11 protein-coding genes are annotated in these 19,028 nt (G+C 55.3%); 2 read left to right on the top strand and 9 right to left on the bottom strand.

Annotated elements, in window-relative coordinates; genetic code table 11:
* Positions 1-40: 40 nt before the first annotated feature.
* Entirely contained in the window at positions 41-2,446 is a 2,406-nt protein-coding gene (gene malP, locus ACQE32_RS12385) for a maltodextrin phosphorylase (protein ID WP_427021863.1), read from the bottom strand.
* A 371-nt stretch (positions 2,447-2,817) separates the two neighbouring features.
* On the opposite strand from malP, the gene malT reads away from it, so the two are divergent.
* Entirely contained in the window at positions 2,818-5,535 is a 2,718-nt protein-coding gene (malT, locus tag ACQE32_RS12380) for an HTH-type transcriptional regulator MalT (protein WP_426974017.1), read from the top strand.
* 29 nt (positions 5,536-5,564) lie between these two features.
* On the opposite strand, the gene ACQE32_RS12375 is transcribed toward malT, so the two are convergent.
* The 3 genes from ACQE32_RS12375 to glpE all read right to left on the bottom strand — a co-directional run bounded on the left by ACQE32_RS12375 (position 5,565) and on the right by glpE (position 7,601).
* A complete protein-coding gene (locus tag ACQE32_RS12375; RefSeq protein ID WP_085068617.1) occupies positions 5,565-6,323 on the bottom strand; it encodes a DeoR/GlpR family transcriptional regulator in 759 nt (252 codons plus the stop codon).
* 85 nt (positions 6,324-6,408) lie between these two features.
* On the bottom strand, positions 6,409-7,233 hold the full coding sequence (gene glpG, locus ACQE32_RS12370) for a rhomboid family intramembrane serine protease GlpG (protein ID WP_426974078.1): 825 nt from the start codon (positions 7,231-7,233) through the stop codon (positions 6,409-6,411).
* Positions 7,234-7,271: 38 nt separating this feature from the next.
* On the bottom strand, positions 7,272-7,601 hold the full coding sequence (gene glpE / locus ACQE32_RS12365; protein ID WP_426974016.1) for a thiosulfate sulfurtransferase GlpE: 330 nt from the start codon (positions 7,599-7,601) through the stop codon (positions 7,272-7,274).
* A gap of 280 nt (positions 7,602-7,881) precedes the next feature.
* On the opposite strand from glpE, the gene glpD reads away from it, so the two are divergent.
* Positions 7,882-9,390, top strand: coding sequence for a glycerol-3-phosphate dehydrogenase (glpD, locus tag ACQE32_RS12360; RefSeq protein WP_426974015.1), 1,509 nt, complete (start codon positions 7,882-7,884; stop codon positions 9,388-9,390).
* Between the two features lie 78 nt (positions 9,391-9,468).
* On the opposite strand, the gene glgP is transcribed toward glpD, so the two are convergent.
* The 5 genes from glgP to glgB form a co-directional block, all read right to left on the bottom strand.
* Positions 9,469-11,916: a glycogen phosphorylase gene (glgP, locus tag ACQE32_RS12355; protein WP_426974014.1), complete on the bottom strand. Its 2,448-nt coding sequence runs from the start codon at positions 11,914-11,916 to the stop codon at positions 9,469-9,471.
* Positions 11,917-11,936: 20 nt separating this feature from the next.
* Entirely contained in the window at positions 11,937-13,370 is a 1,434-nt protein-coding gene (glgA, locus tag ACQE32_RS12350; protein WP_085068625.1) for a glycogen synthase GlgA, read from the bottom strand.
* Positions 13,371-13,437: 67 nt separating this feature from the next.
* Positions 13,438-14,730, bottom strand: a complete 1,293-nt coding sequence (gene glgC, locus ACQE32_RS12345) for a glucose-1-phosphate adenylyltransferase (RefSeq protein WP_250651497.1) — start codon at positions 14,728-14,730, stop codon at positions 13,438-13,440.
* A gap of 10 nt (positions 14,731-14,740) precedes the next feature.
* Entirely contained in the window at positions 14,741-16,726 is a 1,986-nt protein-coding gene (glgX, locus tag ACQE32_RS12340; RefSeq protein WP_427021862.1) for a glycogen debranching protein GlgX, read from the bottom strand.
* Positions 16,723-18,909 carry a 1,4-alpha-glucan branching enzyme gene (glgB, locus tag ACQE32_RS12335; RefSeq protein WP_427021861.1) on the bottom strand — a complete coding sequence of 729 codons (2,187 nt, stop codon included), beginning with the start codon at positions 18,907-18,909 and terminating at the stop codon, positions 16,723-16,725. The genes glgX and glgB overlap by 4 nt, the downstream gene beginning before the upstream one ends.
* Positions 18,910-19,028 lie beyond the last annotated feature (119 nt).

Genomic DNA, 19,028 nt, shown 5'->3' with positions numbered 1-19,028 from the left:
GAATCCGTGTTCTGTTCTGAACGGCCTGCGCCGCTCGCCCTTAACGTTTGCTCTGCCAGATACGCTGTTGATAATCGCGGATGGAGCGGTCGGAGCTGAACATACCGGTACGCGCAGTATTAAGAATCGCGCTACGTGTCCAGGCATCTTGATCGCGCCACAGCGCTTCGACGCGCTCCTGCGCCACGATATAGTCGGCAAAGTCCGCCAGTACCATCCAGGGATCGCCATTTTTGGTCAGGCTCTCCAGCAGCAGATCAAAAGCATGTTTATCGCCCTGGCTGAAATGACCTTTTTCCATCTCTTTCAGTAACTCGTCGAGATGCTTGTCTTTCTTACGCAGCTTTTTCGGATCGTAGCCTTTGGCTTTTAACGCCTTCACTTCATCAACGGTATTACCGAAGATAAAAATATTCTCTTCGCCCACCTGCTCGGCAATTTCCACGTTCGCGCCGTCAAGGGTGCCGACGGTCAGCGCGCCATTCAGCGCCAGCTTCATATTGCCGGTGCCGGATGCCTCATAACCCGCCGTCGATATCTGTTCCGAGAGATCCGCCGCCGGGATCATCAGCTCCGCGACGGTTATGCGATAGTCCGGAATAAATACCACCTTCAACCGATCGCCGATCAGCGGATCGTTATTGATCACCTCCGCTACTTTATTAATGGCATAGATAATATTTTTTGCCAGGTAGTAGCCGGGCGCGGCTTTGGCACCAAACAGGAAAACGCGTGGCGCTTTATCCCGTTGTGGGTTGTCGCGCAGCTGACGATAGCAGTGCAGGATATGCAGTAGCCCAAGGTGCTGACGCTTGTATTCATGCAGACGTTTGATTTGCACATCAAACAGCGCCCCGGGATTGACCTCAATGCCGGTCACCTGGCGGATGTAATCGGTCAGGCGCTGTTTATTATCTTGTTTAATCTGGCGATAGCGCTGGCGGAACGCTTTATCCTCTGCATACGGCTCCAGCCCTTTTAGCGCATCCAGCTGCGTGACCCAGTCGCTGTTGCCCAGCGTCTCGTCAATCAGCGTAGCCAGCGCCGGGTTGCACTGTTTCAGCCAGCGGCGCGGCGTAATGCCGTTGGTGACATTATGGAATTTATGCGGCCACAGCTGGTGATATTCCGGGAAGAGATCCTTTACGACCAGATCGGAGTGCAGCGCCGCGACACCATTCACCGCAAAACCGCTGACCACGCAAAGGTTCGCCATGCGCACCTGTTTATCGTACAGCACCGCCACTTTTTCCCAGATTTTCTCATCGCCAGGCCACTGCTTGTTCACCAACTTTTTAAAGCGCTGATTGATCTCTTTGATAATCATGAAATGACGCGGCAGCAGCGAGCGCACCAGACGTTCATCCCAGCGTTCCAGCGCTTCCGGCATCAGCGTATGGTTGGTATAGGCGAAGACGTTACTGGTGATCTGCCAGGCCTCATCCCAGCTCAGCTGATGCTCATCCAGCAGAACACGCAGCATTTCCGGAATAGCGATAGTCGGGTGGGTATCGTTAAGCTGGATGACCTCATAATCGGGCAGTTCCGCCAGCTGGCGTCCCGCCTGATGATGGCGGCGCAGAATATCCGCCACCGAGCAGGCGCACTGAAAATATTGCTGCATCAGGCGCAGGCGCTTGCCTTCCTGATGGTTGTCGTTGGGATAGAGCACTTTAGTCAGCTTCGCCGCATCGATCCCATGCTGCTCCGCCTGCAGAAATTTACCGTTATTAAACAGTGTTAAATCAAAGGGCTCTGCATGAGATGCCTGCCACAGACGCAGCGGCTGTGCTAAACCGTTGCGATAGCCGATAACCGGCAGATCCCAGGCTTCGCCGCGCAGCATAAATGCCGGTTCCCAGCACAGGGAGCCGTCACTGTTTTTTACCACTTTACCGCCGATGCCAACGTCCACATCCAGCGCGGCGTTATGGCGAAACCAGGGATAGCTGCCACGCTGCCAGTCATCTGGCGCTTCGCGCTGTTGGCCATGATCGAAGCACTGACGGAACAGGCCGTACTGATAGTTAAGCCCGTAACCGTGAGCTGCCTGGCCCACCGTCGCCATTGAATCAAGATAGCAGGCCGCCAGCCGGCCCAGACCACCGTTGCCCAGCGCCGGATCCACTTCCTCCTCCAGCAGATCGCTAAGCGCAATGCCCTGCTGCGCAAGCAGTGCCTTTACATCGTCATACCAGCCAAGGTTAATCAGGTTATTGCCGGTCAGACGCCCGATCAGAAACTCCATCGACAGATAGTTAACGTGGCGCTGTTGTTCGTCTGGTTTCGCTAACGGCTGTTCCGCCAGAAGTTCTGCCAGCGCTGCGCTGACCGCTTGCCACCACTGATGTCGGGTCATCTCACTGGCGCTGCTCAGCCCGAGATATTGCCACTGGCGTGTTAACGCCGCCTCAAAACGTGTGTGACTGAATTTTTGCTGCGACATACGTGTCTCTTCCGCTAAGTGAATGGTTTCGCAAATAATTGATACACATGCTGACGTTAACCCCCTGCGGCGGCATCCTCCTGTAGCCAGATTCATCAGGGAGGAGCCGCAGGGCGTAGGAAAAAGTGTGACCGATGGCAGGTTAACTTAAGATGTCATAGCGAAAAAAAGCGCCTTTTCAGCGGCGTTTTGTGGCTTTTTTTACAAGAAAGCGTCAAAAAACAATAAGGAAATGTGATGAGGTGCAACTTAATGAACTCTGGTCGGAGGCCATTCTTGCATTAACGCGCGGCAGCACAGAAAGTACTTAATTACGCAGCGTAAAATAATTCCCTTTGTTTCCTTCTATTTCACCACAGTGAAGTGTCGCCATGCTGATACCATCGAAACTCAGCCGTCCTCTGCGGCTTCAGAACACCATTGTTCGGGAGCGTTTGATAGCCAGGCTTGCGAACATTGCGCACTACCGTTTAGCCCTGATTAGTAGCCCTGCCGGCTATGGCAAAACCACGCTGGTGGCGCAGTGGGCGGCGGATAAAAGCGATCTGGGATGGTATTCGCTGGATGAGAGCGATAACTACCCTGAGCGTTTTGCTAACTATTTTATGGCGGCAGTACAGCAGGCCACTGACGGGCACTGCGTGCGTAGCGAAGCGCTGGCGCAAAAACGTCAGTATGCCAGCCTTAGCGCGCTCTTTTCCCAGCTGTTCGTGGAGCTTTCCGAATGGCATCGGCCGCTTTACCTGGTGATTGACGACTACCATCTGCTGACCAACGATGCCATTCATCAGGCGATGCGCTTTTTTATTCGTCATCAGCCGGAAAACCTGACGCTGATTATCCTTTCGCGTAATTTGCCCTCGCTGGGCATCGCTAACCTGCGCGTACGCGAGCAACTGCTGGAAATTAACAGTCAGTCGCTGGCCTTTACGCCACAGGAGGCGAAACAGTTTTTTGATTGCCGCCTGCAGCGCCCTATCGGCGCAGATGATTCGCAGCGGTTGTGCGATGAAGTTGCCGGCTGGGCAACCGCGCTACAGTTGATTGCCCTGACGGAGCGTCAATCCAATACCCCAACTCATCACTCCGCGCAGCGTCTGTCAGGCATTAACGCCAGCCATCTTTCCGACTATCTGGTGGATGAGGTGCTGGACTGCGTAGACGCGGCGACGCGTAACTTTTTGTTACGCAGTTCCGTGCTGCGTTCTATGAACGATATGCTGATTGCTCACCTGACCGGCGAAGAAAATGCACAGCTGCGGCTGGAAGAGACAGAGCGTCAGGGCTTATTTCTTCAGCGCATGGACGACAGTGGAAAATGGTTTAATTTTCACCCGCTGTTTGCCACCTTTTTACGCCAGCGCTGTCAGTGGGAGCTGAGCAGCGAACTGCATAAGCTGCATCGGGCGGCGGCAGAGGGCTGGATGGCGCTCGGCTACGCCGGAGAAGCAATTCATCATGCGCTGGCGGCGGAAGATACTCATCTGCTGCGCGACATTTTGCTGCATCATGCCTGGTCCCTGTTTAACCATAGCGAACTGGCACTGCTGGAAGAAGGGCTTAAAGCGCTGCCGTGGCAGCTGCTGGTTGATAATCCCCGCTTGATTCTGTTGCAGGCCTGGCTGGCGCAAAGCCAGCATCGCTACGGCGAAGTAAATCTTTTGCTGGCACGTGCTGAAGAAGAGATGACGCGGCAACAGATCGCTATCGATGCAGTTCTGAGCGCTGAATTTGATGCGCTACGCGCGCAGGTGGCGATTAACGCCGGGAAGCCCGAAGAAGCGGAGCGGCTGGCTAATCAGGCGCTGGCGAACCTGCCGCTGGCAAACTACTACAGCCGTATTGTCGCCACCTCGGTAAAAGGAGAGGTTCTGCACTGTCAGGGGCAGCTGGAGGCCGCGCTGGCCACCATGCAGCAGACTGATGAGATGGCGCGCCACTATAACAGCTGTCATTACGCGCTCTGGGCGCTGCTGCAACAGAGCGAGATCTTGTTGGCGCAGGGCTTTTTACAGACCGCTTACGATATTCAGGAAAAGGCCTTTGCGCTGATTAACGAAGAAGGGCTGGAACAGTTGCCGATGCATGAGTTCCTGCTGCGTATTCGCTCGCAGTTGCTCTGGTCCTGGGCGCGCCTTGATGAGGCAGAAGCCACCGCCCGTAAAGGGCTGGAAGTGCTGGCAAACTTCCAGCCGCAGCAGCAGTTACAGTGTCTGGCGATGCTGGCGAAATGCGCGCTGGCGCGTGGCGATCTGGACAATGCACGTCGTCACTTGATTCGCTGTGAGAATCTGCTTGGCAACGGTCAGTATCACAGCGACTGGGTAACCAACGCCGACAAACCGCGCGTGATTTACTGGCAACTCACTAACGATAAGGTCGCCGCGGCTAACTGGCTGCGGCTGACGCCAAAACCACCTACTGCCGATAACCACTTTTTGCAGGGCCAGTGGCGGAATATCGCACGCGTGCAAATTCTGCTGGGCCATTATGAAGAAGCCGAAGTGGTGCTGGATGAACTGAATGAAAGCGCGCGGCGGCTACGCCTGACCAGCGATCTGAATCGTAATCTGCTGCTGCTTAATGCGCTTTACTGGCAAACCGGACGTAAAAGCGAAGCCCAGCAGACGCTGATTGAAGCGCTGACGCTGGCAAACCGCACCGGCTTTATCAGCCACTTTGTGATTGAAGGCGAAACCATGGCGCAGCAACTGCGTCAACTGTTGCAATTGCATACGCTACCAGAGCTGGAACAACACCGTGCGCAGCGCATTTTGCGCGACATCAATCAGCATCATCGCCACAAATTCGCCCATTTCGACGAGGGCTTTGTCAGCCGCCTGTTAACACACCCGCAGGTGCCGGAACTGATCCGTACCAGCCCGCTTACGCAGCGGGAATGGCAGGTGTTGGGTCTGATTTACTCCGGTTACAGCAACGATCAAATTGCTGGGGAACTGGAAGTGGCGCAAACCACTATCAAAACCCATATCCGCAATCTCTATCAGAAGCTGGGCGTTATGCATCGGCAGGAAGCCGTGCAGCAGGCACAGCATTTACTGCACCTGATGGGCATGAGCGTGGCGTAGCGGTTAACAGGCGCGGTGAGAAAAGTTACTCAGCACAGCTCCAGATGGACTTCGTGCTGTTCAATCACTTTCATCACGCTGGCGGGCGGCATTTCATTGGTAAACAGATAGTCCACCAGGCTCATATTGCCTAAGTTCACCATGGCGTTGCGGCCAAATTTAGAGTGGTCGGCAACCAGCATCGCACAGCGTGAGTTTTCGATAATCGCCCGTTTGGTGCGAACTTCGTGATAGTCGAACTCCAGCAGCGAGCCATCCATATCGATGCCGCTAATGCCAAGAATGCCGTAATCCAGCCGGAACTGTGAGATAAAATCGAGCGTTGCTTCGCCCATAATGCCGCCGTCACGCGTACGCACCTCGCCACCGGCGATAATCAAGCGAAAATCGGGCTTCGTCATCAACAGCGTGGCGACATTCAGATTATTGGTCACGATGCGCAGATCGTTATGGTTCATCAATGCATGCGCTACCGCTTCTGGCGTGGTGCCGATATCAATAAACAGCGTCGCGCCGTCGGGGATTTGACTGGCCACACGCTGAGCGATGCGCGCTTTTTCCACCGACCACATCATTTTACGATCTTGCCAGGCGGTATTTTCCGAACTGGAAGGCAGCGCCGCGCCGCCGTGATGGCGCTGGATTTTGTTTTGATCGGCCAGATCATTTAGATCGCGGCGAATAGTTTGCGGACTGACGTCAAAATGCTCAACCAGCTCTTCAGTACTCACATATCCCTGACGCCGAACCATATCGATAATAGCGTCATGACGTTGCGTCTGCTTCACATAAATCTCCTGTTAATCGCGCGGCATCAGGCCACAGCTACATTATTTTTTGTCGGCGACCCGTGCCAGCCTGATGCTTCTGCCATCAGCCCTTCTTCACCCGGCGCGTATCAACAAATGCCATCGCCAGCCCTACCGCCAGGCCAGCGGCGTGTGCGGCGTTAGCAATCGGCAGGCCAAATGCGCCAAAATAACCAATGACCAGCCACAGAATAGCGAAAGCCATCAAACCGCGCTCCAGGAAAATCCCACTTTCGGGATCGCGCTCGCCTCGCAGCCATGCATAACCCATCAGCGCATAGACCACGCCGGATAGCCCGCCAAACCAGGGGCCGCTAAATTTGGCCTGCATCCAGCCGCTTAACAGAGCGGAAATCAGGGTAATCACAAACAGTTTGCCGCTGCCCAGCCGCTTTTCTACCGCGCCGCCGATATACCACCACCAGAGCAGATTAAATACCAGGTGCAGCAGCGAGAAGTGCAGCAGGATATGGCTAAACCAACGCCAGGGCTGAAAAAAGGGTGAGACATCCAGCCGCCAGGCCAGCCAGGCCAGCATGATGCCATCGCCGACAATTTGCATCAGGATATACACGGCGATACAGGCGATGGCCAGCAGCATAGTGAGCGGCCCGGCACGCTGGCGCAGATTAGTCAGCAGGCTGTCGCGCTGATAGTGTAATCCGCTATCCGTGGTGCCGCTCTGCCAACTGGCTGCCTGATAGCGCGGATGAAAAGGATCGCGAACAAACTGTTCAAGTTCGTTTTCGACCATTTGCTGTTTCGTCTCATCCTCCAGCAGCAGGATAAGCTGATCTTCCTTTTTGATATGCAGCGTAACGCCGCGCGTGGCCATATAGTCAACAAACGCCTGCGCCATACGCGGATTATTGAACTGAGTCAGTTGTATCATTGCCCATTTCCTGAGGTGTGATCGTAAGACAACGCTTATTCCATTTGCGTCTCAACCAGCTGCGGGAAGGCCGCACGCCAGGCGTCAAAGCCGCCGTCAATGCTGTAAACCTGTTCGAATCCCTGCTGGATTAAATATTGCGCCGCGCCCTTGCTGCTGTTGCCGTGATAACACATGACCAGCACCGGCTTATCGAAATCGGCCTGCTGCATAAAGGTATTCAGCGTGCCGTTTGTCAGGTGGAAAGCCCCTTTGGCATGACCCGCCGCAAAACTTTGCGGATCGCGAATATCGACCAGCAGCGCGTCGCCTTCAGCCAGACGTTGTTGCGCCGTATCGACGCTGATGCATTCAAATTGTTCCATACCGGGTTCCAAATCAACAAAGTGCGGTAAGCCGATTGCGGGGCCGCACATGATACGTGTGCCGCCTTTCAGCCATGAAGATCTCTATTGTAACGCGAAGCGGATTAACTATAACCCAACTAACAGAAAGGTTAACGCCGCCTGGCGCGGCAAATTATGTTAACTGAATCACGCTAAGATGTTTTTATTGGGTTAAAGCTGGCATCAATGTTGGTTTGCGATTATTATTATGCTCGAAAACGAACATAGACGAACTATTCCGAACATCGGGGGAGATGACGTGGAAACCAAAGATCTGATCGTTATCGGCGGCGGCATCAACGGTGCCGGTATTGCGGCCGACGCCGCAGGACGCGGACTGTCAGTGCTGATGCTGGAGGCGCAGGATCTGGCATGCGCGACCTCCTCCGCCAGCTCAAAACTGATTCATGGCGGCCTGCGCTACCTGGAACATTATGAATTCCGTCTGGTCAGTGAAGCGCTGGCCGAGCGTGAAGTACTGCTGAAGATGGCTCCGCACATTGCCTTTCCCATGCGTTTCCGCCTGCCGCACCGCCCGCATTTACGTCCGGCATGGATGATCCGCACCGGCCTGTTTATGTATGACCACTTAGGCAAACGCACCAGCCTTCCAGGCAGTAAAGGGCTGCGTTTCGGCGCAGACTCCGTCATGAAGCCGGAAATCACGCGCGGTTTCGAATATTCTGACTGCTGGGTCGACGATGCGCGTCTGGTAGTGCTGAACGCTCAGGAAGTGGTAAAACGCGGCGGCGAAGTTCGTACTCGCACACGCGTTACCCGCGCATGGCGCGAAAACGATATGTGGATGGTAGAAGCGGAAGATGTCGATAGCGGTAAAACCTTTACCTGGCGCGCCAAAGGCCTGGTCAATGCCGCCGGTCCGTGGGTTAAACAGCTGTTTGACGACGGCCTGAAGCTGAAATCCCCTTACGGCATTCGCCTGATTAAAGGCAGCCATATTGTAGTGCCGCGCGTTCACACGGAAAAACAGGCTTATATTCTGCAGAACGAAGACCATCGTATCGTTTTCGTGATTCCGTGGATGGATGAGTTTTCCATCATTGGCACCACCGATGTGGAATACAAAGGCGATCCGAAACAGGTAAAAATTGACGATAACGAAATTGCCTATCTGCTGAAAGTGTATAACGCGCACTTTAAAAAGCAGCTGGATCGTAGCGATATTGTCTGGACCTATTCCGGCGTGCGTCCGCTGTGTGATGACGAATCTGACTCACCGCAGGCAATTACCCGTGACTACACGCTGGATGTGCGTGACGATGCGGGTAAAGCGCCGCTGCTGTCGGTGTTCGGCGGCAAGCTGACCACTTACCGCAAGCTGGCTGAACATGCCATGGAGAAGCTGGCGAAGTATTACGCCAATATTGGCCCGGCCTGGACCAAAACGGCAGTGCTGCCAGGCGGTGATATTGCCGGTACGCGTGAGGATTACGCCGCCAGCCTGCGTCGTCGTTATTCCTTTATTAGCGAAGGCATGGCGCGCCATTATGCCCGCACCTACGGCAGCAACAGCGAGCGGATCCTACAGAACGCCACTTCCCTGAGCGATCTGGGTGAAGATTTCGGCCACGGTTTCTATGAGGCTGAGCTGCGTTACCTGATGGAAAACGAGTGGGTGCGCGAACTGGATGACGCGATCTGGCGTCGCACCAAACTTGGCATGTGGCTGAATGAGGCGCAGCAGGCGCGCGTGGCGCAGTGGCTGGACGCGCATGGCAAAAAGCCGACACTCTCGCTGGCGTCATAAACCCGCGCTTTAAAGAGCATAAAAATAATCCCCTGCCAGCATAGTGCTGGCAGGGGATTTTTATTGCCGATGCGGAAATCAAAGCCTGATAGGTGAAATATGCCAAATCTCGTCAGCGTATTCCTGAATGGTACGATCTGAAGAAAAGTAGCCCATATTAGCGATATTCAGCGCCGCACGTCGCTGCCACTCTTCCGGCTGGCGATACAGTTCATCTACTTTGTCCTGCGTATCCACGTAGCTACGATAGTCAGCCAGCAGCTGATAGTGATCGCCCAGACCAATCAACGAATCGTAGATATTGTGATAGCGTCCTGGCTCTTGCGGGCTGAACACGCCGGTAGCAATCTGTGTCAACGCCTGACGCAGCTCTTCATCCTTTTCATAATACTGACGCGAGTTGTACCCTTCCCGCCGCAGCTTTTCCACCTGATCGGCGGTATTACCAAAGATAAAGATGTTCTCTTTGCCCACGTGCTCACGCATTTCAACATTCGCGCCATCCAGCGTACCGATGGTTAACGCGCCGTTGACGGCAAACTTCATGTTACTGGTACCGGATGCTTCGGTGCCAGCCAGCGAGATCTGTTCAGAGAGATCGGCGGCCGGAATAATGATCTGCGCCAGGCTCACGCTGTAATTGGGAATAAACACCACCTTCAGCTTGTTTTTCACCTGCGGATCGTTATTGATCACCTGCGCTACGTCGTTAATCAGATGAATAATATGCTTCGCCATATAGTAGGCAGAGGCCGCCTTACCGGCGAAAATATTAACGCGCGGCACCCAGTTGGCATTGGGATCGGCCTTGATGCGGTTATAGCGGGTGATCACGTGCAGCACGTTCATCAACTGGCGCTTGTATTCGTGGATACGCTTGATCTGCACATCAAATAGCGCATTAGGATCCAGCACGATATCCATGTTTTTCGCCACCCAGGCCGCCAGACGCTTTTTATTCTCCAGCTTGGCATCGGCAATTTTTTCTATAAAAGCAGGGAAATCGATTTGCGGTTTGATCTCCGCCAGCTGGCTAAGATCGGTGCGCCAGTGACGTCCAATGCTTTCATCCAGCACTTCAGAGAGCGCCGGGTTAGCCAGCGCCAGCCAGCGACGCGGGGTAATACCGTTGGTCTTATTACAGAAACGCCCCGGGAACAGGCGGGCAAAATCGGCAAACAGCGACTGTACCATCAGATTCGAGTGCAGCTCCGATACGCCATTCACTTTGTGGCTGACCACCACCGCCAGCCAGGCCATACGTACCTGGCGTCCGTTGTTTTCATCAATAATCGAAATACGTGACAGCAGCTCCCACTCGTTCGGATAGTGATCCTGAATGGTTCGCAGGAAGTAGTCGTTGATTTCAAAAATGATTTGCAGATGGCGCGGCAGGATCTTGCCGATCATATCCACCGACCAGGTTTCCAGCGCCTCACTCATCAATGTATGGTTGGTATAGGAGAAGACCTGGCACACCACTTCAAACGCATCGTCCCAGCTGAACTTATGCTCATCGATCAGCAAGCGCATCAGCTCCGGGATCGCCAGCACCGGGTGGGTATCGTTCAGGTGAATGGCAATTTTATCGGAGAGATTATCGAAGGTCTGATGCATTTCCCAGTGACGGTTCAGAATATCCTGTACCGTTGCCGAAACGAGGAAATACTCCTGACGCAGTCGCAGCTCGCGGCCAGAGTAGGTTGAGTCATCCGGATAGAGCACGCGCGATACGTTTTCCGAATGGTTTTTATCTTCTACCGCAGCAAAGTAATCGCCCTGGTTAAATTTCCCCAGGTTGATTTCATTACTGGCCTGCGCGCTCCACAGCCGTAGCGTGTTGGTCGCATCGGTATCAAAGCCGGGAATAATCTGGTCATAGGCCATCGCCAGCACTTCTTCGGTCTCCAGCCAGCGCACCTTCGCGCCCTCATGCTGTAACCGTCCGCCGAAACGCACTTTATAACGGGTGTTATAGCGCTGAAACTCCCACGGGTTGCCATATTCCAGCCAGTAGTCCGGCGACTCCGCCTGGCGTCCATCCACAATGTTCTGTTTAAACATGCCGTAATCGTAACGGATGCCATAGCCGTGTCCGGGCAAGCCTAAGGTGGCCAGCGAATCAAGGAAACAGGCTGCCAGACGCCCTAAACCGCCATTACCCAGCCCCGGATCGTTCTCTTCCTCAATCAGCTCCGCCAGATCCAGCCCCATCTCTTCCAGCGCGCTGTTGAGATCGTCATAGATCCCCATCGCCAGCAGTGCATTAGAGAGGGTGCGGCCCATCAGGAATTCCATCGACAGGTAATAAACCTGACGCACATCCTGCGACAGCTGAGCACGGCTGGAGCGCAGCCAGCGCTCTACCATGCGATCGCGCACCGCCAGCAGCGAGGCGTTCAGCCATTCATGCTTGTTGGCGGAAGAGGGATCTTTACCCAGCGTAAACATGAGCTTATAGGCAATAGAGTGCTTTAACGCTTCGACCGTTAGCGTAGGTGATGCATAGGTAAAAGGTGCGTTCATAGCAAATATCCTAAATCAGGTTACAACAACCGTTGATAAAGATCCCGGTAGGCCTGTGCAGCCACCTGCCAGCTAAAATCCATCGCCATTGCCTGACGCTGCACGTAGCGCCAAAGAGAAGGACGAGACCACAGCACAAACGAACGCCGGATAGCACGCAGTAGCGACCAGGCATTGCTGTCCTCAAAGGTAAAACCGCTGGCGATGCCGTCCGCCAGGTTTTCCAGAGAACTGTCATTAACCGTGTCCGCCAGCCCGCCGGTGCGTCTTACCAGCGGCAGCGTGCCGTACTTCAGGCCATAAAGCTGCGTCAGTCCGCAAGGTTCAAAGCGACTCGGCACCATAATCACATCCGCTCCGCCCATAATGCGGTGGGAGAACGCTTCGTGGTAGCCAATCTGTACTCCAACGCTGCCGGGGTTTTCCGCCGCCGCCGCCAGGAAGCCCTGCTGCAATACCGCATCGCCTGCCCCCAGCAGCACCAGCTGTCCGCCCTGCTCCAGCAGACTTGGCAACGCCTCCAGCACCAGATCCAGCCCTTTCTGCTTGGTCAGACGACTTACCACCGCAAATACCGGCACGCTGTCGTCAACTTTCAGCCCCATTGCAATCTGTAGCTGACGCTTGTTCTCCGCCTTGGCATCCAGCGTATCGCGGTTGTAACGCGCGTTAAGCAGCAGGTCATGCGCGGGGTCCCAGATTAGCGGATCGACCCCGTTCAGAATGCCGCTCAGCCGCCCCTCCCGCATCCGCTGTGCCAGCAGCGCCTCCATGCCGTTGCCATATTCCGGCAGGGTGATCTCGCGCGCATAGGTCGGACTGACCGCCGTAATATGATCGGCAAAGAAGAGCCCGGCCTTGAGGTAAGAGATCTGGCCGAAAAATTCCAGCCCATGCATATCGAAAAACGACCACGGCAGCTGGATTTCATCCATATGATGCGCGTAGAACAGCCCCTGATACGCCAGGTTATGCACGGTAAATACCGACTTCGCCGGACGTCCGCGCGCCGCCAGATAGGCACAGGTTAAACCGGCGTGCCAGTCATGGGCGTGCACAATATCCGGACGCCAGTTAGTATCCAGCCCGCAGGCCATTTCACACCCCATCCAGCCGAGCAATGCAAAGCGCAGATAGTTGTCCGGATAATCGAACTGGTTTTCATCGTGATAAGGGCTGCCAGGCCGATCGTACAGGCCCTCAGCTTCAATCAGATAAATGCCAACCCCATTAAAATGTCCAAAGTGCAGCCTGACCGGGCCTGCGAAAGTTTGCAGCTCAGCGACGACTTCCGTGTCGGTAATTCCCTTACGCAGATCCGGAAACGCCGGGAGTAAAACGCGCGTGTCCGTTCCATCTGCAATCTGTGCTGCCGGTAATGCCCCCACCACATCAGCTAACCCGCCGGTTTTCAGCAGCGGGAAAAGTTCTGAACAGACATGTAAAACCTGCATTCTCGGCTCCTTTAACGGAAATCTGGCGCGATCCTCGCGCAGATTGCGTGTGTTACTGTTTTGCCGGTCAGGCGGAAGTGTCGGCCAGCCTGGCCAGCATTTCGCGCGTTACCAGCACGATGCCCTCTTCGGAACGGTAAAAACGGCGGCTGTCTTCATCAGGGTTTTCGCCGATTACCATGCCTTCTGGAATAACGCAGGCGCGATCGATGACGCAGCGGCGCAGACGACATGAGCGTCCAATCACCACGTCAGGCAGCAGCACTGCAGAATCAATATTGCAAAATGAGTTCACGCGTACGCGTGAGAACAGCACGGAATGAACCACTACCGAACCAGAGATAATGCAGCCGCCAGAGACCAGCGAGTTCATGGTCATGCCATGACTGCCGGAGCGATCCTGAACAAACTTAGCCGGTGGCAGAGGTTCCATATAAGTATGAATTGGCCATTCATGGTCATACATATCCAGCTCCGGCGTTACGGAAGCAAGATCGAGATTGGCGCGCCAGTAGGCTTCCAGCGTTCCCACATCACGCCAGTAGGGCACCGCCTCATCATCGTTTTGCACGCAAGAGAGAGTAAAGGAGTGCGCCAGCGCTTCGCCGCTGGCGACAATTTTCGGCAGCAGGTCTTTACCGAAATCGTGGCTGGAGCCTGGGATCTCCAGGTCTTCTTCCAGTAGCTGGTAAAGGTAGTCGGCGTTAAAAACGTAGATACCCATGCTGGCCAGCGCTTTGCTGTCATCGCCAGGCATAGAGGGCGGCTGCGCCGGTTTTTCCACGAAATCCACTACGCGATTTTGCTCGTTTACCGCCATAACGCCGAACGCGGTGGCCTCATGCAGCGGCACCGGCAGGCAGGCGATAGTGCAACGCGCATTGTTATCGACATGGTCAAGCAGCATGCGCGAGTAATCCATTTTGTAGATATGGTCGCCCGCCAGGATCACGATATATTGCGCATCGTAGCGGCGAATAATATCCAGGTTTTGGGTTACCGCATCGGCGGTGCCGCGATACCAGTGCTCAGTGCTAAAACGCTGCTGAGCCGGCAGCAGGTCAACAAACTCGTTCATCTCTTCATTGAAGAAAGACCAGCCGCGTTGAATATGCTGCACCAGCGAGTGGGACTGATACTGCGTAATCACCCCAATGCGCCGGATGCCGGAGTTGATGCAGTTCGACAGGGCAAAATCGATAATGCGAAATTTGCCGCCAAAATGCACCGCAGGTTTTGCGCGCGTCGCGGTCAAATCTCTCAGGCGCGTGCCGCGTCCGCCTGCAAGAATGAGGGCCACAGTTTGCGTTGGCAGCTGTCTCGCCAGCATCAGGTGATCGGTACGTTCTAACTTGACCATGTCTGACTCCTTATACTTGCTTCTGGAACACACACGCGCCGTGCGCAGGCCCATGCCAGACAGTGGACGGAACAGGATTATCTTCCCCGGCAAAAGGAGGAACCGCGCGCCACTCTCCATCTGGTAGAGATAATTCGCTCACGTCTTGCGTGGCATTAATCGTGATCAACCAGCGTCCGGACAGCAGGATTTGCAGTTTATGCTCATCCTGCTCCCACTGTTGCTCATCCAGCGGCTCTCCCTGACTGTTTAGCCACTGAACATTGCCATCACCTTCCCTCCACCAGCGATCCTGCGTCAGCGCAGGGATCTGCTGACGCAAATGAATCAGCGCGGCGGTAAAGGCGTACAGCCCTTCATCCTGGTTTTCCCAGTCGAGCCAGGTGAGTTCGTTATCCTGACAGTAGGCGTTATTGTTGCCGTGCTGGGTATGCCCATGTTCATCACCGGCCAGCAGCATCGGCGTGCCCTGCGCCAGCAGCAGTGAAGTCAGCAAGGCGTGCGCGCTGCGACGGCGGCGCTCCAGCACGTTAAGCGAGACCGTTAGTCCTTCGCTGCCGTGATTATGGCTAAAGTTGCCGTTGTGTCCGTCGCGGTTATCTTCGCCGTTGGCCTCATTGCGTTTACGCGTGAAGCTCAGCAGATCGCGCAGAGTAAAGCCGTCATGGGCGGCGATCAGGTTCACCGTGGCGGACGGCAGGCGGTCACTATGCTGGAAGGCGTCGCTGGAGGCGGCGAAACGGCGCGCAAAGTCGGCGTTGGTCACTCCGCCAAGCAGCCAGTAACGGCGCATATCGTCACGGAAGCGATCGTTCCAGTCAGCAAAGGGCGACGGAAAACTGCCCACCTGATAGCCGTTCGGCCCGATATCCCACGGCTCGGCGATTAGCTTCACTTGAGAAAGAATCGGACAGGCTTTTAGCGCCGTGAAGAAAGGCGCATCGGCACGAAAATCGGGCGTTCTTCCCAGCACCGGAGCCAGATCGAAGCGGAAGCCATCGACATGGCACACCGTAACCCAGTAACGCAAGCAGTCGAGCGCCCAGTTCACTACCTGCGGATGACTGAAATTGAGCGTGTTACCGCAGCCGGTCCAGTTGTGATAATGGCCGTCATCGGTTAACCAGTAGTAGCTGGCGTTGTCGATCCCGCGCATTGAAAGCGTCGGACCGATCTCTTCCAACTCGGCGGTATGATTCAGCACGATATCCAGCACCACCTCAATGCCCGCCGCATGCAGCGTTTTCACTGCCTGCTGAAACTCCTGTAGCGGGCTCAGGCCGCCAACGCCGGAGGCGTAACGCGGCTCCACCGACCAGAGCGCATAAGGGTTGTAGCCCCAGTAGTTACGTAATCCCAGCTGCTGCAGGCGCGGCTCATCGGCAAACTGCGCCACCGGCTGGAGCTCCAGCGTGGTGATACCGAGCTGTTTGAGGTAATTGACAATAGCAGGATGCCCCAGCGCAGCGTAAGTACCGCGCTGCGTTTCCGGAATTTCCGGATGCCGCTGGGTTAATCCACGCACATGCGCTTCATAGATCACCGTATTGCCCCAGGGCACACGCGGCGCGGCGTCATCGCCCCAGTTAAAGGCTTCCGCAACCACCACGCTTTTCGGCGCAATCGCTGCGTTATCCTGCTCATCGCGCTGCCATTCGCCACCGTTAAACAGCGGGCTGTCCACCACCTTGCCCTCAACGGCGCGGGCGCAAGGATCAACTAACAGCTTAGCCGGATTGAAGCGATGCCCCTGCTCCGGCGCCCAGGGACCATGTACCCGGTAGCCGTAGCGCTGGCCCGGCTGGAGATCGGGTACGTAGCCATACCAGATGTTATTGGTGCGTGACGGCAAGTCATAGCGTACCTCCTGCCCCTTTTCATCGAACAGGCAAAGCTCCACGCGTTGAGCGTGTTGAGAGAACAGCGTGAAGTTAACCCCGTTACCATCCCAGGTTGCGCCAGGGAGAGCAGGATTACCCGTACGCAAATGACTCATTCCGCCTCCCGCACCAGCCAAATCGTCGCCAGCGGCGGTAATGACAGCATCAGCGAATGCTCACGGTTGTGGCTGGGTAGCGGATCGCTCCACACCACGCCGCCGTTGCCGGTATTGCTGCCGTGATAATGAACAGAGTCAGTATTCATGATTTCGCGCCAGGCACCGGGCTGGTTAATACCGAACCGGTAGTTGTAACGCGGCACCGGCGTAAAGTTACTGGCAACGATGATTTCGTTACCGTCACGATCGCGGCGCGCAAAAATAAATACCGAGTTTTCGTAATCATCCACCACCAGCCACTCAAAGCCGTTGCCTTCGAAATCGCACTGGTGCATGGGCGCATGATGCCGATAGGTAAAGTTAAGATCGCGTACCAGGCGCTGTACGCCGTGGTGCCAGTTGTCCTCGCCTTCCAGCAGGTGCCAGTCAAGGCTGGCATCATGATTCCACTCACGTCCCTGCGCGAACTCGCCTCCCATAAACAGCAGCTTTTTGCCCGGGAAAGCCCACATCCAGCCGTAATAGGCGCGCAGGTTGGCAAATTTCTGCCAGGTATCGCCCGGCATGCGATCGAGGATCGAACGTTTGCCGTGTACCACTTCATCGTGCGAAAGCGGCAGCACGAAGTTTTCGGTGTAGTTGTACAACATGCCGAATGTCATCAGGTGATGGTGATGACTGCGGTAAATCGGGTCCTGCTTCATGTAATCCAGCGTGTCGTGCATCCAGCCCAGGTTCCATTTGTACCAGAAGCCCAGACCGCCGGTTTCCGGCGGACGCGATACGCCGTGAAAATCGGTGGATTCCTCAGCGATGGTGACCGCGCCCGGTGCGGTGTTGCCCAGCATCCGGTTGGTGTAGCGGATAAAATCGATTGCTTCGAGATTCTCACGCCCGCCAAAGTGGTTCGGCACCCACTCGCCCTGCGGACGGCTATAGTCGCGGTAGATCATTGACGCCACCGCATCCACGCGCAGGCTATCGATGCCAAAGCGTTCTACCCAGTAGAGCGCGTTACCGGCAAGATAGTTACTGACTTCACGTCGTCCGTAGTTATAAATCAGCGTGTTCCAGTCCTGATGAAACCCTTCGCGCGGGTCTTCATGCTCATACAGCGCGGTGCCGTCAAACTGCGCCAGGCCGAAGTCATCGGAAGGGAAGTGGCCGGGCACCCAGTCAAGGATCACATTCAGGCCGGCAGCGTGCGCTGCAGCGACAAAATGGCGGAACTCATCGCGCGTGCCGAAACGTCGGGTCGGCGCATACATCCCCACCGGCTGATAGCCCCAGCTACCGTCAAACGGATGCTCGTTAATCGGCATCAGCTCAATATGGGTAAAGCCCATCTCTTTAACGTAGGGGATCAGCTGCTCTTCCAGCTCTTTGTAGCTCAGCCAGAAATTGTTATCGGTGTGACGACGCCAGGAGCCGAGATGCACTTCATAGATGGAAATCGGCGCGTCAAAGGCGTTGGCCGCTTTGCGGTCCTCGCGCATGACCACTTTTTCCGGCAGTCCACAGATTACCGAGGCGCTGTCAGGGCGCATTTGCGATTCAAAAGCAAACGGGTCCGATTTCAGACGCAGATGCCCTTTATTATCAATAATTTCAAACTTATAAAGTTGTCCGGTGCGTGCTGCCGGCACAAACAGCTCCCAAATACCGATTTCCCGGCGGAAGCGCATCGGATGGCGGCGGCCATCCCAATAGTTAAAATCACCCACCACCGAGACGCGGCGAGCGTTAGGCGCCCAAACCGAGAAGCGGGTACCGCTAATGCCATCAATCACGTCGGCATGCGCGCCCAGCGTTTCGTAGGGGCGTAAATGGGTGCCTTCCGCCAGCAGCCAGCTGTCCAGCTCTTGCAGCAGCGGGCCGAAGCGATAGGCATCGTCAATCAGGTTCTGCTCGCCATGCCAGGTGACGGCAAGCTGATAGCGAAACGGGTTTTTACGACGGGGGATAACACCGTTAAAAAAGCCGCGTGAGTCGAGACATTTCAACTGAGCGCATTTACGCCCGGTGCTGGTTTCAATCACCCACACTTCTGAGGCATCAGGCAACAACGCCCGCACCTCAAGTCCGTTACTGGTCTGATGCATTCCCAACAGTGAAAACGGGTCAGCGTAGTGACCTTCAATAATCGCATTGATCGCCTGGCGATCCGGGAGCTCTGACATGACTTTCTTCCTGTGATGTATGGTAGCCGAAACGTTACGTTTGAGGACGTTAGCCTGACTACTCTTCAATGAGCCATGCGCACGCTGGCAGAGCCGCACCTTTCCCTGGAAAAAGCGTT

The organism is Pantoea sp. FN0302 (genome assembly GCF_050113775.1).
Classification (GTDB): domain Bacteria; phylum Pseudomonadota; class Gammaproteobacteria; order Enterobacterales; family Enterobacteriaceae; genus Mixta; species Mixta alhagi.
The sequence above is the reverse complement of the archived record's forward strand: the minus strand, read 5'-3'. Positions and strand labels throughout refer to the sequence as shown.

What these genes read in the sequence shown, in the direction of transcription:
- malP (WP_427021863.1), bottom strand. Translation starts at nt 2,446, where the DNA reads ATGTCGCAGCAAAAATTCAGTCACACACGTTTTGAGGCGGCGTTAACA.
- malT (WP_426974017.1), top strand. Translation starts at nt 2,818, where the DNA reads ATGCTGATACCATCGAAACTCAGCCGTCCTCTGCGGCTTCAGAACACC.
- glpE (WP_426974016.1), bottom strand. Translation starts at nt 7,601, where the DNA reads ATGGAACAATTTGAATGCATCAGCGTCGATACGGCGCAACAACGTCTG.
- glgP (WP_426974014.1), bottom strand. Translation starts at nt 11,916, where the DNA reads ATGAACGCACCTTTTACCTATGCATCACCTACGCTAACGGTCGAAGCG.
- glgA (WP_085068625.1), bottom strand. Translation starts at nt 13,370, where the DNA reads ATGCAGGTTTTACATGTCTGTTCAGAACTTTTCCCGCTGCTGAAAACC.
- glgC (WP_250651497.1), bottom strand. Translation starts at nt 14,730, where the DNA reads ATGGTCAAGTTAGAACGTACCGATCACCTGATGCTGGCGAGACAGCTG.
- glgX (WP_427021862.1), bottom strand. Translation starts at nt 16,726, where the DNA reads ATGAGTCATTTGCGTACGGGTAATCCTGCTCTCCCTGGCGCAACCTGG.
- glgB (WP_427021861.1), bottom strand. Translation starts at nt 18,909, where the DNA reads ATGTCAGAGCTCCCGGATCGCCAGGCGATCAATGCGATTATTGAAGGT.